The sequence below is a fragment of the Westiellopsis prolifica IICB1 genome (assembly GCF_004323185.1).
Lineage (GTDB): Bacteria > Cyanobacteriota > Cyanobacteriia > Cyanobacteriales > Nostocaceae > Pelatocladus > Pelatocladus prolificus_A.
This window is the reverse complement of record NZ_NAPS01000002.1, coordinates 426,297-440,597: the sequence shown is the minus strand read 5'-3', so window position 1 is coordinate 440,597 and position 14,301 is coordinate 426,297. Positions and strand designations below refer to the sequence as shown.

General features: G+C 38.8%; 16 protein-coding genes and 1 pseudogene. 9 read left to right on the top strand and 8 right to left on the bottom strand.

What is annotated here, in order from left to right; translation table 11 throughout:
• Positions 1-21: 21 nt before the first annotated feature.
• From lptC to metG, 3 genes are all read right to left on the bottom strand, one after another.
• Entirely contained in the window at positions 22-1,317 is a 1,296-nt protein-coding gene (gene lptC, locus B4U84_RS16155; protein ID WP_131119432.1) for an LPS export ABC transporter periplasmic protein LptC, read from the bottom strand.
• On the bottom strand, positions 1,314-1,943 hold the full coding sequence (locus B4U84_RS16150; protein ID WP_016864519.1) for a LabA-like NYN domain-containing protein: 630 nt from the start codon (positions 1,941-1,943) through the stop codon (positions 1,314-1,316). Before B4U84_RS16150 ends, lptC begins: the two co-directional genes overlap by 4 nt.
• Before the next feature lie 152 nt (positions 1,944-2,095).
• On the bottom strand, positions 2,096-3,691 hold the full coding sequence (gene metG, locus B4U84_RS16145) for a methionine--tRNA ligase (RefSeq protein ID WP_131119430.1): 1,596 nt from the start codon (positions 3,689-3,691) through the stop codon (positions 2,096-2,098).
• Positions 3,692-4,352: 661 nt separating this feature from the next.
• On the opposite strand from metG, the gene B4U84_RS16140 reads away from it, so the two are divergent.
• The 3 genes from B4U84_RS16140 to B4U84_RS16130 all read left to right on the top strand — a co-directional run bounded on the left by B4U84_RS16140 (position 4,353) and on the right by B4U84_RS16130 (position 6,457).
• Positions 4,353-5,075, top strand: a complete 723-nt coding sequence (locus B4U84_RS16140) for a lysophospholipid acyltransferase family protein (protein WP_017310126.1) — start codon at positions 4,353-4,355, stop codon at positions 5,073-5,075.
• A 132-nt stretch (positions 5,076-5,207) separates the two neighbouring features.
• The gene (locus B4U84_RS16135) at positions 5,208-6,029 is read left to right on the top strand and encodes an alpha/beta fold hydrolase (protein ID WP_131119428.1); all 822 of its coding nucleotides are present in this window, start codon (positions 5,208-5,210) and stop codon (positions 6,027-6,029) included.
• Positions 6,026-6,457 carry a GNAT family N-acetyltransferase gene (locus B4U84_RS16130; protein ID WP_131119426.1) on the top strand — a complete coding sequence of 144 codons (432 nt, stop codon included), beginning with the start codon at positions 6,026-6,028 and terminating at the stop codon, positions 6,455-6,457. The genes B4U84_RS16135 and B4U84_RS16130 overlap by 4 nt, the downstream gene beginning before the upstream one ends.
• Positions 6,458-6,784: 327 nt before the next feature.
• Here B4U84_RS16130 and B4U84_RS16125 read toward each other — a convergent pair whose 3' ends face one another.
• Both B4U84_RS16125 and B4U84_RS16120 read right to left on the bottom strand, forming a co-directional pair.
• Positions 6,785-7,438, bottom strand: coding sequence for a glutathione S-transferase family protein (locus tag B4U84_RS16125; RefSeq protein ID WP_131119424.1), 654 nt, complete (start codon positions 7,436-7,438; stop codon positions 6,785-6,787).
• Between the two features lie 6 nt (positions 7,439-7,444).
• Entirely contained in the window at positions 7,445-7,717 is a 273-nt protein-coding gene (locus B4U84_RS16120) for a hypothetical protein (protein ID WP_131119422.1), read from the bottom strand.
• A 166-nt stretch (positions 7,718-7,883) separates the two neighbouring features.
• On the opposite strand from B4U84_RS16120, the gene B4U84_RS16115 reads away from it, so the two are divergent.
• The 5 genes and pseudogenes from B4U84_RS16115 to B4U84_RS16095 all read left to right on the top strand — a co-directional run bounded on the left by B4U84_RS16115 (position 7,884) and on the right by B4U84_RS16095 (position 11,749).
• Positions 7,884-8,774 (top strand): LysR family transcriptional regulator, encoded by an 891-nt coding sequence (locus tag B4U84_RS16115; protein WP_017310120.1) that lies wholly within the window; start codon positions 7,884-7,886, stop codon positions 8,772-8,774.
• A gap of 322 nt (positions 8,775-9,096) precedes the next feature.
• Positions 9,097-9,570, top strand: coding sequence for a protein tyrosine phosphatase family protein (locus B4U84_RS16110; protein WP_207390962.1), 474 nt, complete (start codon positions 9,097-9,099; stop codon positions 9,568-9,570).
• A 395-nt stretch (positions 9,571-9,965) separates the two neighbouring features.
• A pseudogene (locus B4U84_RS16105) lies at positions 9,966-10,928 on the top strand (WD40 repeat domain-containing protein); the annotation flags it as partial.
• A 145-nt stretch (positions 10,929-11,073) separates the two neighbouring features.
• Positions 11,074-11,328 carry a YlcI/YnfO family protein gene (locus B4U84_RS16100; RefSeq protein ID WP_131119420.1) on the top strand — a complete coding sequence of 85 codons (255 nt, stop codon included), beginning with the start codon at positions 11,074-11,076 and terminating at the stop codon, positions 11,326-11,328.
• Positions 11,321-11,749 carry a type II toxin-antitoxin system VapC family toxin gene (locus B4U84_RS16095; protein ID WP_131119418.1) on the top strand — a complete coding sequence of 143 codons (429 nt, stop codon included), beginning with the start codon at positions 11,321-11,323 and terminating at the stop codon, positions 11,747-11,749. Before B4U84_RS16100 ends, B4U84_RS16095 begins: the two co-directional genes overlap by 8 nt.
• Positions 11,750-12,170: 421 nt before the next feature.
• Here B4U84_RS16095 and B4U84_RS16090 read toward each other — a convergent pair whose 3' ends face one another.
• The 3 genes from B4U84_RS16090 to B4U84_RS16080 all read right to left on the bottom strand — a co-directional run bounded on the left by B4U84_RS16090 (position 12,171) and on the right by B4U84_RS16080 (position 13,213).
• On the bottom strand, positions 12,171-12,389 hold the full coding sequence (locus B4U84_RS16090; RefSeq protein WP_131119416.1) for a hypothetical protein: 219 nt from the start codon (positions 12,387-12,389) through the stop codon (positions 12,171-12,173).
• 187 nt (positions 12,390-12,576) lie between these two features.
• On the bottom strand, positions 12,577-12,774 hold the full coding sequence (locus tag B4U84_RS16085; RefSeq protein ID WP_131119414.1) for a hypothetical protein: 198 nt from the start codon (positions 12,772-12,774) through the stop codon (positions 12,577-12,579).
• A 238-nt stretch (positions 12,775-13,012) separates the two neighbouring features.
• On the bottom strand, positions 13,013-13,213 hold the full coding sequence (locus B4U84_RS16080) for a hypothetical protein (protein WP_242677652.1): 201 nt from the start codon (positions 13,211-13,213) through the stop codon (positions 13,013-13,015).
• A gap of 93 nt (positions 13,214-13,306) precedes the next feature.
• On the opposite strand from B4U84_RS16080, the gene B4U84_RS16075 reads away from it, so the two are divergent.
• On the top strand, positions 13,307-14,287 hold the full coding sequence (locus B4U84_RS16075; RefSeq protein WP_207390961.1) for a transposase: 981 nt from the start codon (positions 13,307-13,309) through the stop codon (positions 14,285-14,287).
• The last annotated feature ends 14 nt before the right edge of the window (positions 14,288-14,301 follow it).

Genomic DNA, 14,301 nt, shown 5'->3' with positions numbered 1-14,301 from the left:
AACTCATTGCTTGACTATTAACTATTGACTCTTAAATTTTTCTTTGGGAATAATCTCCGTCACAACTCTACCTTGAGAATTACCACCACTAACAACTATATTTTCTGTTTGAATATTACCGACAGCTTTTTCACCCATAAATGTCATCGGCGGATCAACTTGTTTATAAACTACATCACCTTGAGCATCAATTAATTTCTGATCAAGATACCAAGTTGCTGTATTAGATTTGAGGGACTGGCGTTTTTGTCCTATACCGTTGACATTACCTGTTAAATAAACTGTTTTCTGGGGAATTCTCAATTCACCTTGATTAGCAGTAACTGTGACATTTTCAGCCCTATGAAATACACGCACAGGAGCATTTGTCGTGACAATTTCTGTGTTCATATTCCAGTTCATAGAGTTGCTGACAATTTGCATTGGCGGTTCTAGTAATGCTATCTGGGCATTTTTTGTAATGCTGGCAATTTTAGTTTTTAAATTAACTTCGGCTGTATCTCCGCTACCACGGTCGGTAATTTGATTATTTTTATAACGGTCTATTTGTACTGGACGATCAGCGATGAGTTTTTCATCTTTAATTTGCCAAATTAAGTGTTCTGTCCGCATTTGTAATGGTGGATCTTGAGAGTTCGCAACTACTCCCCCAGAAAAATCTATGCGTTGAGTTCGGGTTTTAACTCGTGCTTCCCTTGCTACTGCTTTTAGTTGTTTATGAGTTCCATTAATTTGGTTGCGGACGATTAATAAATCTTCTTGAGGACGCCACTCTAATTCATTACCGTGTAAGACAACACCATTGCTGGGATCTGTAGCAACTATCTTACCTTTCAAAAATAATTGCTTACCATTCTGTTCAATATCTGCTTTTTCTGCTTGTACTTGGTAAACTATTTTTCCATCTTGGTATAACTCACCATAGGGAGTTTCAACCTGACCAATTTGTTTTTCTTTGGTGTATTTTGCTTGTTTTGCTACGACTTTCCAAATTGGTCGCCCAACTTCATCTGCTTGTTCTAAAGTGACATCAAAAAAAGTTAATTTGCTATCTGCATCTTGAGGAGATACATTCTCCGCAGGTGATTTATTTGATGTGCGAGGTTGAGCGCTACAGGAAACCAGTCCAATTACAAGCGAGAGAGTCAAAAATACAATCCTGGGACGGGTGCGTAGAAGGGAGAGTAGAGACGAGGGAGAGGGGAGAGAGGAGGGAGACAAGGAGGACAAGGGAGAGGGGGAAGACAAGGAGGAAAGATTGCTCCCATCTCCCCCGTGTCCCCCGTGTCCTCTTTGTCCTTGATGTTGCTGCTTCATTCTTGAACTTCCAACTGTCCCTCAATTTCTCTGGGTTGGTCTAAAAAATCTATACCTGTTAGGGGTCGATAGGGATAGCTTTGGCGTGGAGTTTTTTGGATATCTTCTTTGATGGCTTCTAAATCTATGTAGCGATCGCTCACATTAATTAAACTATCACTAGTCATTGAACGCAAGCTGACTACTTCTACCCGCACACCACGATAACTCACGGAGTTGACTGCGTAGGCCAGATCCCCATCTCCACTGACTAACACTGCTGTATCATAGGAATCTACTAAAGCCATCATATCTACCGCAATTTCTACATCTAAATTGGCCTTTTTAGAACCATCTGGTAGTTGGACTAAATCCTTGGCTATGACCCGATACCCGTTACGACGCATCCACAGTAAAAAGCCCTGTTGCTTTTCGTTGGTTCTATCTACACCAGTATAAAAAAAAGCACGTAACAATCTAGAGCCGCCTGTTAATCTACATAGCAACTTGGTATAATCGATTTCAATACCTAATTGAAGTGCTGCATAAAATAAATTTGAGCCATCAATAAAAATGGCAACACGACCTCGATTCTCTAAAACTTGCTCTGGCGTGAAGATCGAGTCGTTTTCCAGATTATTCAACATTATTGTCATACCTCATTTTTATCAAAAAAATAATTGATACTGAATTTTTGAGATTTACATAGAGTTTGAAGAACTTATGATAAGCTTTCAGGGCTAATTGCATCAGCCCTGACCAAGTAAACAAAATCAGAGATTGAAAGAACTAGCTAATATTATTTAGATGGTTCTATGCGTTTAAACACTGGAGAGGGTTCACCCAGTTTTTGTTTGTCAGTTAGCACTCCCCATGTGCCATGAATGGCAAAAGGAGCGGTAATGGAAGTTTGTGCTTGGTTATTAAAGTCGATTTCAAAACCTAGTTGCTGATAAATATTGTTACTGATGTTTGGGATCACTGGAGATAGGAGGTAAGCAGCCAATCTCACTGATTCCAAGACAGAGTACAATACTTTTTCTGTAGCTTGTTGCTGTCCTTGTTTGTATAAAGACCAAGGAGCTTGTTCATCAATAAATTTGTTGCTGGCTCGTACCAGTTTCAAGATTGTGTCACAAGCTTTATCGAACGCTAACGCTTCGTAAGCATTTTTTACCTGTTCCCCTAGACATAAACCGATTGATTTCAAAGCACTATCATTAGGTATATCTTCATTTGTAATTGGTGGCACATTACCAGCACAATATTTTTTCACCATGCCTAAAGTACGATTGAGCAAATTTCCTAAGTCATTTGCCAAATCTGCATTTAGAACATCAATGAATCTACCTTCATTAAAGTCGCCATCTCTGCCAAATTCGATTTCCTTAAGAAAGTAATAACGAACAGCATCTGCACCGTAGATTGTGGTTAAAGCGACGGGATCAACAGTATTACCAAGAGATTTGCCCATTTTCAGACCGTCTTTGGTTAAAAAGCCGTGTCCGAAAACCTGTTTTGGTAGAGGTAAATCAGCTGACATTAGCATGGCAGGCCAGTAAACTGCATGAAAGCGCAAGATATCCTTACCAATTAAATGCAAGTTAATCGGCCACCATTTTGTTAAAGCGTTTTCTAGTGTTGGTTCTGCGTCTGATTCCAACAATGCTGTTACATAACCCAAGAGCGCATCAAACCAAACATAAAGGGTATGTTCCGGATCAGTTGGGACTCGAAAACCCAAATCTAAATTGACCCGTGAAATTGAAAAATCCTGCAACCCTTGTTTGACGAAGTTGAGAACTTCATTACGACGAGTTTCTGGTTGAATAAAATCTGGTTGAGATTGGTAGAGCGCTTCCAGCTGGGTTTGATACTTAGATAACTTGAAAAAGTAGTTCTTCTCGTCTCGCCACTCTGCTTCTTTGTTAGTGTGGATTGGACAGCGATGTCCCTCTAGTAATTCTCGTTCTTCTTTGAATTCTTCACAGGAGACGCAGTACCAACCTTTTTGCTGTCCTTGGTAGATATCACCCTTTTTCCATACTCGTTGGAAGAATTCTTTAACTATTGCTTCGTGACGAGAATCGCTAGTCCGGATAAAGCGATCATATTTAATATTTAGCACTTGCCACAAAGAAACAAAGCCACTAGACATTTCATCGCAGAACTTTTGTGGCGATATACCTTTATTTTCGGCTGTTCGCTGAATTTTCAGCCCATGCTCGTCTGTACCAGTTACTAGTAGTACTGGACGCCCTAAAAGTCTTTGGAAACGTGCCACCACATCGGCGGCGATAGTTGTATATGCACTACCAATATGAGGCAAGTCGTTTACATAATATAGCGGTGTTGTAAGTGCAAATGTTTTTTCTGTTTTATCCACTAGATTCATGCACAATAATACTATAAGTTGTTAAAACTATTTTCTATCTTACTTATTCAGGTAAAACCACGCAATTATATAACATAAGCACCTAATTTTCAACTTCTACTAGAATATTAACAAATTTATTTAGTTTATAATTTGTTTTTTGTAGGTATAAATTCAGTTAATTTTTGCCAAAAAGACAGAAATTCGCAGCTATTGATTTCCCCGAAACTTCTTGGTTTAATTGCTTGTGACAATAGAAATATATATATTTTCCTAGAAATAGGGATTACAAATAGGGGAAGGTCGGGTCTGTGATCCTCAAAGAAGGTGCAAGGGGAATTGGGGGAGAAAGATTTGCAAATAATGTTCATGAGATTTTCTCATAGCTGACTTCTACAAAAAATAAACGTTGAGATCTGGTGACGCACAGAAATATTTTCATAATTTGTGATGAAGTTTGTTTATCGCGCCTATCTTAAACAAGAGGTGTAAACTCTAATCAAAAGAGTTTTCACATTTTTTATCTGGTGACATCATAAATCAGCCGTTGTTGGAGCAAAGATTTTCCGAAGTTTATAGATCAAACATCTCTACCTTAAGGCAGTCCCAGAGATAGTAAACAAATGTAAAGATAGCATGTAGATAAACACATATATTTGTGAAATATTTATATTGAAGAGTTATGAGTGTAAACAGCCCCCTAGATATTTCTCACTGGTTGTTGGCGACACTCTCAACCAAGATGTTTCGCTACTATGAGGATCGCATCCCTCAAGATGCTAGCGTGTTGGTAGTGAGCAATCATCGTAGCTTCATGGATGCACCAATTTTGATGGCAGCACTTTCGAGTTCAATCAGATTTGCTTGCCATCATTACATGGGACAAGTACCAATCATGCGAGAGATAGTAGCAGGGTTGGGATGTTTTCCACTAGAGGCAAATCAACAACGTCAACAAAGTTTTTTTAAGCAAGCACAACTTTTGTTGCAATCAAAACAATTGGTTGGAGTTTTTCCTGAAGGGACAGAACCGATGGTGAAGTTTACCCAACCGAACTGGGTGGGTGAATTTCAAAGGGGATTTGCTCATTTAGCATTGCGAGCAAATGTACAAGATTTAGCAATTTTACCAGTTGCGATCGCCTCCATAGAAGAAATTAACACCTCAGCTGTTCCTCTCAAACTATTGAACTTGTTTGATCCTTCGGAACCGTTGTTTAATCAACCTGGTTGGCATCCTTTGGTGATATACAATCGTGTTGCAGTGTTGGTTGGCCATCCTTATTGGATTAAACCCCAACACCAACAACTATATCAAGGCAAACAAGCTAAAACTGTTGTCGCTGAACTAACAGAACATTGTCATGGGGAAATTGCTAATCTATTACATGAAGGATGTTATTGAATAGTCAAGAGTCAAGAGTCCAGTGTCAAGAGTCCATAGTCAAGAGTACAGAGAATTTCAAATCGACAATTGACACTTGACCATTGACCCTTGACACTTGACCATTGACCCTTGACCATTAACTCTTAACCAATGACTATCCCAAAAGTATCACTACAGCCGTGTTTTTTGACTCCCAAACGTCTGCAACCAGAATATCCCTTGTTTGTATATTTACCTGGGATGGATGGCACTGGTCAATTATTGCGATCGCAAACAGCAGGTTTAGAAGCTGGTTTTGATGTTCGTTGTTTGGCAATTCCACGGGAAGATTTAACTAGCTGGGAAGTATTAACTAATAATGTCTTGGACTTGATCCACACAGAATTAGAAAAAAGTTCCCAACGATCAGTTTATCTATGTGGTGAATCTTTTGGGGGTTGTTTGGCTCAAAAAGTAGCTGTAGCAGCACCACATTTATTTGAAAGAATTATTCTGATCAATCCTGCTTCTAGTTTTCATCTTCGCCCTTTTTACGATTGGGCGTCACAATTTTCTTATTTCGTACCATCATACTTTTTCGATATTGGTGCTTTGGGCTTGTTACCATTTTTAGCAACATTATCACGTATTTCCAGAAGCGACCGCCAAGAGTTGCTGAAAACCATGCGTTCTATACCTTCAGAAACTGTTCTGTGGCGATTATCTTTAATTCGAGAATTTGGTGTTGATGAAAAACAATTACGTCAACTAACTCAACCTATTTTACTACTCGCGAGTAGTCAAGATCGACTTTTACCTTCTTTGGCGGAAGCGCAAAGGTTAGCAAAGATTTTACCTGATTCTAAAATTGTAGTATTGCCTGAAAGTGGACACGCTTGTTTATTGGAAACAGATATGAATCTCTACGAAGTTATGAAAAAATATAATTTTTTGGATAATAGTGTCAAAGCAGCTGAAGCGATTCTCTCATGAATTATCAAGTTGTAGAACAACTAACTGAAATTCAGATTTTAGATTTATTAGATTTATACAAAAATGAATTCTGGAGTCACAAGCGTACTCGTGAGCAAGTCGAGAAGATGCTAGCAGCATCAGATATTGTAATTGGATTAGTTGATGAATGCGATTGCTTGGTTGCTTTTACTCGTGTTCTCACAGATTATATATATAGAGCTATTATTTATGATGTGATCGTCAAACCGAGTCATAGAAATATGGGACTTGGGGCTAAATTGATGGAATTAGTAACTAATCATCCTAAATTAAGCTCTGTTGAACTGATTTCTCTTTATTGTTTACCAGAGATGATAACTTTTTATGAGCGTAGGGGTTTTACGGCTGATGTCGGTGAGTTTCACCTAATGTTCTATGGAAATAAAATTCAAATTGAAAATATTTAGATGAGTGATGAAAAATGAGTACACACTAGAATAGACATCTGGTGATAATTAACTATGCGTTACCCAAAATCCCTGTAGAGACGTTGCACCTGCTAGTCTCTACATTATTTTCACGCATATGTCTAATTAATTCGTAACAAATTCTATACAGAAAAACTCTGCGTTTAAAAATGCTAAAATTTTATGCAAAAAAGAATGGGTGAAAAAATTGTCGAAACAAGATTGTGTAGATTAGAGAGTCAAGCGATCGCTCACAATAATAACTATTTAGTTTTTCCTGTTCCCTGTTCCTTGTTCCCTGTTCCCTTATTTCAAATAAACTAATTTCTAAAATGCATAAGCAGGAATAACTTCTTGCTCTGCTTTTCCTGCTGTGATCCATTCTTGTAATGCTGGGATTGCTAAGATGGCTTCTACATAATTTTTAGAAATATGATCTAATTGCACATCATAGGTCACAAACCTTAAAACAACTGGGGCAAACATGGCATCAGCAATGGTAAATTGACCGAATAACATATCGCCACCACTCCCAAATTGATCTCGACAATCTCGCCAGATAGTGGTAATGCGATCAATGTCTTTTTGTACTCCGAGTGCCATCCCTTTACCAGGAAGTTTAGCACGACAGTTCATCGGCATATTTTGACGTAAATTTTGAAAGCTAGAATGCATTTCGGCACTTATACAACGAGCAATTGTTCTAGCATTTTTATCTTCTGGCCACCAATTAAAATCGGGAAATTCTTCAGCTAAATATTCACAAATTGCCAGAGAATCCCATATTTGTTGATTACCGTGTAATAAAACAGGTACTTTCCTGGATGGAGAATATTGACTAAGTTGTGATGCAGCTTCTGGGGTATATAAAGGAATACGAATTTCCTGAAATTCTAAACCGAATTGCTTCATCGCCAACCAAGGACGAAGTGACCACGATGAATAATTTTTATTACCGATGACAAGAGTTAAATCTGGCATTTTACATTACCGATAAAGTTGTTCAATCCATGCAAGCATATCAGATTCTGAACCTGACATAAAAGATTTGCCCGTTATGGGATCGTAGGCTTGCCAATAATGATTACCGTGACGATCTATTTTCTGTTTAACTTGTAATTCTTGACTAGCTACGAAATAATTAATGATTTCTTGCCAAATCTTCTGCAAGTTTTTTTGGAAAAATGACAGATGCTGAGAGCCAATTTTTAGTTCTAATTTTGTGTCATGACTTTGTAGACGCATCCTATTATTTGTCATAAAATTGCTCCTGAATGATCATCCACAATCAAAACTGTAGCAACGTCTCACTGAGCAATCAAATCATGGCTTGTATAGATTATATAAATGTGATTTATAGATAGTAAAAATCTATTGATACAATCTATTTGGGAAAAACAAATCAGATTCTCGATTGGAATTACCGATGAAACTCTCCCAGATCCGAGCCTTAGTTGCAGTGGCGGAGTGTGGTAACTTTAGTGAAGCGGCGAGTGAGTTACAGCTTTCTCAACCAGCAATTAGTCATGCCATTGCTACTTTAGAAGAAGAATTAGGTGTACCTTTATTTGCTAGAGGTCGCTACGGTGCAGTTTTGACACCAGCAGGGGAGCGCATTTTGTATCATGCTCAAACAGTTCTGCAACATTTAGAAATGATGCAAGAACAAGCAAATCTGCATAAAGGTTTACATGGTGGTCATGTACGCATAGCTTCTTTTCGCAGTGTCGCCACTCATTTATTACCACAAGCGATCGCCAAGTTTCACCATCAATTCCCAGAAATCGCTGTCACCATCATAGAACGCCTCGCTTACTTAGATGTCGAACAATGTTTACGTGAGGGACGCGCCGATATAGGTATTACTTATCTACCTACAGGTGAAGAATTTGAAACTTGGGAAATTGTCCGAGATGAGTATGTTGCTTTATTACCACCCCATGCCAAAATCAAGAATTCCCAAATTACTTGGCAAGATTTAGCAGTTTATTCACCAGTCATGCTGGCTTGCTTACCCTGTGGAAGACCTCTACACGAACACATCAAAAATTTAGCACCTTTTTTGCATACTGCTAGCCATATTCAAGAAGACTCCACCATTGTCAGCATGGTTAATCAAGGACTCACAGCTGCTATTCTGCCACGTTTAGCAGCAGTACCAATTCCTCCAGAAGTGCAGGTATACAAACTACCAGTACCAGTAAAAAGAGTTATGGCTGTTGCAGTTTTATCTAACACTTTACATATCCCTGCGGTTTTTAAATTTTTAGAATTGTTAAAAAAATTTGATTTTCAAAGTTTAGCTGACTCAACTTAAGTAAGGTCATTGGTCATTGCTAGAGACGCGATTTATCGTTATTGGTCATTTGATAATTGTGGGGTTTTGTACCCCATTCAAAACTCAGAATTCATCGATAATATATTCTTAGCAAAGCTCTTGTGAGAACTCGTTATCTCACATGTTGTCCGTCTAATTACTCATCATCACAATTTCTCTGCGTTTTCACTTCACCACGCTAGACGTGTTAATTAATTATTATTAAGAGTATTTCAACGGACATCATAGCTGTCAGCCTGAATTAAGTAAATAACTGAGACTCAGTTATTGAAAATTAACAACTTGCCTCACACATTTAAAAATGTCCCACAATTGTATTGAGAATATTTACAATTTCCTGCAAATATCAGATTTGATTGCGACATCAGGACAACTGAGTGAAGAAGAATTTACGCTAATCAAAGAAGCAGGATATCAACTAGTGGTAAATCTAGCATTACCAGATTCTCCCAATGCTTTAACTCATGAAAAAGAAATAGTGGAATCTCAAGAGATGGAATATATTTATATTCCTGTGGTTTGGGAAAAACCAACTTTTGATAATGTCAAAGATTTTTTCCAAGTCATGGAAGCTAACACAAATAAAAAGGTGTTTGTACATTGTGCTGCCAATAAAAGAGTTTCTGCTTTTATGTATCTTTACCGTCACCTATGTAAAGGAGTCAATGATACAGAAGCAAAGAAAGATTTACATAAAATTTGGATTCCCGATGATCATTGGCAAAAATTTATTGAACAGGTAATCAATTATTATAGACAATACCTGAAGGTCTAACAAAAATTTGATTTACGGGGATTTAATTTGCGATCGCTTATCCATAAACTTATCCGGGTAATGCTATTTATTACTTCGTAAAATCATTCAAATAATTTAGTATAGGACTGATATTTGATTTCTGAAATACACGTAGGGGAGGCAAAAAGGGGTGTAGATTTTCTTCCCCCTTTGTTGCCGTTGTGTTACGCCAAAGGCTAACGCACCAATTAAGGGTTTAGGTGCGTGATAGCTACGCTATAACACACCCTACTGGACTGTCAAGGCTAAAATGATGCAATAAATCTCTGATTCTATCTCTGTGTTCTCTGCGCCTCTGCGGTTTATTAATGCACTATTTTAGTCTAGACACGCCACTACAGATACTTAGATTTTTTCATAAATCAAATCGGACTCCTATAATATTCAGTCGCAATGGGCAAATTATTGCTAGTGGTAGTAATGACAAAACTGTGAAACTATGGGACTGGCAAACGAGCAAATGTCTTGTCAGCCTAGAAGGGCATACAGATTTTATTTACGGGCTGGCTTTTCATCCCAATGGAGATATATTAGCTAGTGCTAGTACTGATGCCACACTGCGATTGTGGAATGTGAACACAGAGCGATGTTTGCAAATTTTACAAGGACACAGAGACTGGGCTTATACTGTGGCTTTTCACCCCCAAGGTGAGATCGTTGCTAGTGGCAGTGCTGATTGTACAATTAAACTGTGGAACTGGCGCACCGGGCAATGCCTGCAAACTTTTACTGGTCATCGAGATAAAATTTTTGCGATCGCCTTTAGTCTAGACGGAAAAATTTTCGCTAGTAGCGGTGCTGACCAAACTGTGAGATTGTGGAATTGTGAAACTGGTCTTCTGCAAACTTTACCAGCCCATGATGCCAGGATTTACGCTGCGATATTTAGCCCAGATCATCAGATTTTAGCGACTTGCAGCACAGACCAAACAATAAAACTTTGGGATTGGCAGACAGGAAAATGTCTGAGAACTCTCACAGGACATACAAACTGGGTTTTTTCTATAGCTTACAGTCCAGATGGACAGACTCTCGCCAGTGCTTCCCATGACCAAACAGTGAGAATTTGGGATGTGAAAACTGGGGAATGTCGTCATATCTGTGTTGGACATACTCATTTGGTGTCTGCTGTGGCTTTTAGTCCAGATGGGCAATTTGTTGCTAGTGGTTCCCAAGACCAGACGGTGAGGGTTTGGGATGTGAAAACGGGGGAATATATAAGCATGTTGAGGGCAAAAAGACTTTACGAGGGGATGAATATTACTGGTGTGAAAGGGTTAACAGAAGCGACGATTTTGACTTTACAAGCGTTGGGTGCGGTGGTGGAAGAGCGATAGAGAGTTGTGTTTATAACTCAACCTCAACTACGGAAGCGATCGCCGCTCATTTCAACCTGAGCGTGTATTACTTTTGCGAATTGTTTACCCAAGTTAAAATGGTTATATAGCATGGTATCATAAATTGGTTGCAAAAGGTGTAATCATGGAACGTGAAGCCTTAACAATTCGCTTCCCGGCGGAATTACTTCAGAAAATCCGGGCATTGAAGCGAGAAGATGAATCTCTCAATGATCTAGTCGTTCAAGCCCTGGAAAAAGAAATGAAGTGGCGTAGTTCTTGGACAGCCCACAAACAAATTCAAACCGTTCGAGAGCAAGTCAAACAGCGCACTGGGGTGCATCCCGATCCAGTACCGTTGATTCGTCAACTGCGTGAAGGAGAAGGTAGACGTGACTGAGGCACTGTGTATCGATACCAGTGTGATGATGAAGTACCTCTGCCCAGATGAACAAACATCAGAAGCGATCGCTTTGATCACAAATGCCTTAACTCAACAAACCAGACTGGTTGCACCGTACTTTGCCTGGGCGGAGGTGGGTTCTGTGCTGCGTAAAAAAGTGAGACTTAAGCTATTGACTTCGACTGAAGCCCAACAACTTTACACAGCCTACATCAGCCTACCGATTGACTACATTGACAGCGAAATTCTGCGACTCGAAGCTTGGCAACTTGCTGAACAATACGGGATGCCTACGTTGTATGATGCCGTTTTCTTAGCCTGTGCCAAAACAGAATCCGCCGACTTTTGGACAGCAGATGATGCGATGCTCAATCTATGTTCTCCTCGACCCGCTTACGTCTACAGACTGGGAGAATAGAACGAAAAAGACCTTGGAATCAAGATATGAATTTACAATTTACGGGTATGTAGAGACGTAGCAATGCTACGTCTGTACAAGGATTTGGCATCAAACTACAAAAATGTATGTAAACATAATTCATAACTAAATTCAGCAACGCCAGAATTTGGAGTGATCGCTAAAATCTTGAGTTATACCATTTCACTAAAACCCTGATACAAATACAAATGGTGTTCCAGACGCGATAGATATATCGCGTCTGGAACAAAATTTATGTGTATCGTGATTAACGTGAAATGGTATTAGCTAGGTATTGATCGGCCACTAATTCACAAGCCATGTCATGTGCGATCGCCCTTGTCTCTCTGTTGATGTTGTGAAGCTTCATGTCCTTAATGAAGTGAGCATTTTTACTGTTCCAACATCACCTGAAATAGAGTCATTGACGTACTGACACCCAAATGCTATCGCTCCACAGTGCAATCAGTATTAATGTATCAATCAATATATGCAAACCAAGAACCACTAGTTTATATCTAGGAGTTTCCAGACAGACTAATCGGATTGGTCTAAAAATGGAATTTTCTTTATAGAGAGCTTGATCAATTTCGTAAATTACATTCTCTTCTTTGCTGGCAGCAGCGAAGTAGTCTCTCATAGCAGCGCGTAATAGCGCAAAACTTTTTGTGTTGTCGCTTAATAAAACAGAATGAAGGAAAGAACTTACACAAGTAAACTTTCTATGTGTAAGTTCTAGGATTTTTGAAAAATTAATCGGTAAATTGAATCTTGCAGCAATTTTTGATGATAGATTAATCTTACTAATACCAGAAGTTTAGAAGAATTTAATTACCACCATGATTGAGTAGAGATTTAACAGAATTCTGAGCAATAGATGATGTAGGATTAGAAGGATTGTCTTTATCGCTCAAAATTCTTCGTGGTGCACAAGCTTGTGTAAATAACAATATGCTGATTGGTAAAGCAATGGTCAAAAATTTGTTCCAGCGCATATTGTTCAGAGAATTAATTATACTATTCATCAGTTCAACTCCTTGATTTCAGGTGTGATGTTATCTTTATAGAATCTGCAAATATAAAAGTCGATACAGAAAAGTTAAGGAATTAAAACTGGAAGGTAACTTAACTCGAAACTTAACTTTTATGGCATCAAAAAATATTGATAAGTTTGTAGTCAGTATTTTATGCTTAGAAAATAAGGACTAAAGTCCTTACTACAAACAAGTTTAACTTGACTATTACAATTAATTAAACAGACCTCTAGAGTAAAACATTGAATTCTTGACGCGATGAAAATTGTTTTTCCAGCAATTGAAAAGCAATTCTTTTACCTGTACACCAGCCATAATATCCATAAGTTGCGGATGCACCCACAATTTTCTCAAAGCCTACAAAGTATAGTGTTGGGTCAACAATAGATTGGCATTTACCATCTGTTTTTGATAATAACCTATCATTCACATTTAGATAGGACTAGCCCTTTCAAGGTGTTGTGTGATGGACTAATTTGTAGTTTGGTAAAAAGAGGTGCAAATTTGTTGAGTGGAGAAAACAATGTTGTTAGGGCAGGTGTTTGAGCGATTTGTAAAAGAGAGTCCAGTATCGGTGATGGTTCGTGGGCTATTAGAGAAAGCATTATCTGCCCAAATTCTTGATGAACTATTTGAACGTAGTGCCAAAACCCAATACACTCGTGAGCTATTATTCTCCACGGTAGTTAATTTGATGAGCCTTGTCGTCTGCGGAGTCCATCCATCAGTACACGCAGCACACCAAGCATCAGTAGAAAAAATAGGTGTTTCAGTTACCTCGGTCTATAACAAAATCAATGGCATCGAACCGACTACCAGTGGGGAGCTAGTTAGAGAGGTTGCAGGTCAAATGGAAGCGACGATTCGCCACCTCAATGCTACAATACCTGATTTGCTACCAGGTTATCGAGTAAAAATTATTGATGGGAATGCGATCGCAGCAACCGAACATCGCTTAAAAGCATTACGTGAAATTAGTAGCGCCCCTTTACCAGGACAATCTTTGGTTGTACTTGACCCAAGTTTAATGCTGGCAATAGATGTATTTCCTTGTGAAGACGGTCATGCTCAAGAGCGTTCTTTGTTTGATGAGGTACTATTAACGGCTGAAGAAGATGATGTTTGGATCGCAGACCGGAATTTTTGTACACTCAAGTTCTTATTTGGTGTTGCCGCAGGCCAAGGCTACTTTATTATCCGGCAACATCAAAGTCTTCCCTGGCAAGCAACCGATGATTTCCGATTAGTAGGTCAAAGCGATAGTGGTACTGTATTTGAGCAAAACATCATCTTGAGCGCCGATGATGGTCAACTGTTAAAGGCACGACGAATTAAGGTCTGCTTGAAGCAGCCTAATCGTGAAGGGGACAGAGAAATTTTTATTCTGACAAATCTGCCGTTTGAGGTAGCAAATGCAATTTTGATAGCCCAAATGTACCGCAAACGTTGGAAACTCGAAACCTTATTCCAAGTTCTGACAGAAAATCTAGAAGTGCGAGATTAATACACTAGGTTATC

Bases quoted from the DNA above. Each gene is read 5' to 3' on its own strand.
- B4U84_RS16150 (WP_016864519.1), bottom strand. From the start codon at position 1,943: ATGTTGAATAATCTGGAAAACGACTCGATCTTCACGCCAGAGCAAGTT.
- B4U84_RS16120 (WP_131119422.1), bottom strand. From the start codon at position 7,717: ATGACAAATAATAGGATGCGTCTACAAAGTCATGACACAAAATTAGAA.
- B4U84_RS16130 (WP_131119426.1), top strand. From the start codon at position 6,026: ATGAATTATCAAGTTGTAGAACAACTAACTGAAATTCAGATTTTAGAT.
- B4U84_RS16135 (WP_131119428.1), top strand. From the start codon at position 5,208: ATGACTATCCCAAAAGTATCACTACAGCCGTGTTTTTTGACTCCCAAA.
- B4U84_RS16110 (WP_207390962.1), top strand. From the start codon at position 9,097: ATGTCCCACAATTGTATTGAGAATATTTACAATTTCCTGCAAATATCA.
- B4U84_RS16085 (WP_131119414.1), bottom strand. From the start codon at position 12,774: ATGAATAGTATAATTAATTCTCTGAACAATATGCGCTGGAACAAATTT.
- lptC (WP_131119432.1), bottom strand. From the start codon at position 1,317: ATGAAGCAGCAACATCAAGGACAAAGAGGACACGGGGGACACGGGGGA.
- B4U84_RS16075 (WP_207390961.1), top strand. From the start codon at position 13,307: ATGTTGTTAGGGCAGGTGTTTGAGCGATTTGTAAAAGAGAGTCCAGTA.
- B4U84_RS16090 (WP_131119416.1), bottom strand. From the start codon at position 12,389: ATGAGAGACTACTTCGCTGCTGCCAGCAAAGAAGAGAATGTAATTTAC.
- metG (WP_131119430.1), bottom strand. From the start codon at position 3,691: ATGAATCTAGTGGATAAAACAGAAAAAACATTTGCACTTACAACACCG.
- B4U84_RS16125 (WP_131119424.1), bottom strand. From the start codon at position 7,438: ATGCCAGATTTAACTCTTGTCATCGGTAATAAAAATTATTCATCGTGG.
- B4U84_RS16115 (WP_017310120.1), top strand. From the start codon at position 7,884: ATGAAACTCTCCCAGATCCGAGCCTTAGTTGCAGTGGCGGAGTGTGGT.
- B4U84_RS16100 (WP_131119420.1), top strand. From the start codon at position 11,074: ATGGAACGTGAAGCCTTAACAATTCGCTTCCCGGCGGAATTACTTCAG.
- B4U84_RS16140 (WP_017310126.1), top strand. From the start codon at position 4,353: ATGAGTGTAAACAGCCCCCTAGATATTTCTCACTGGTTGTTGGCGACA.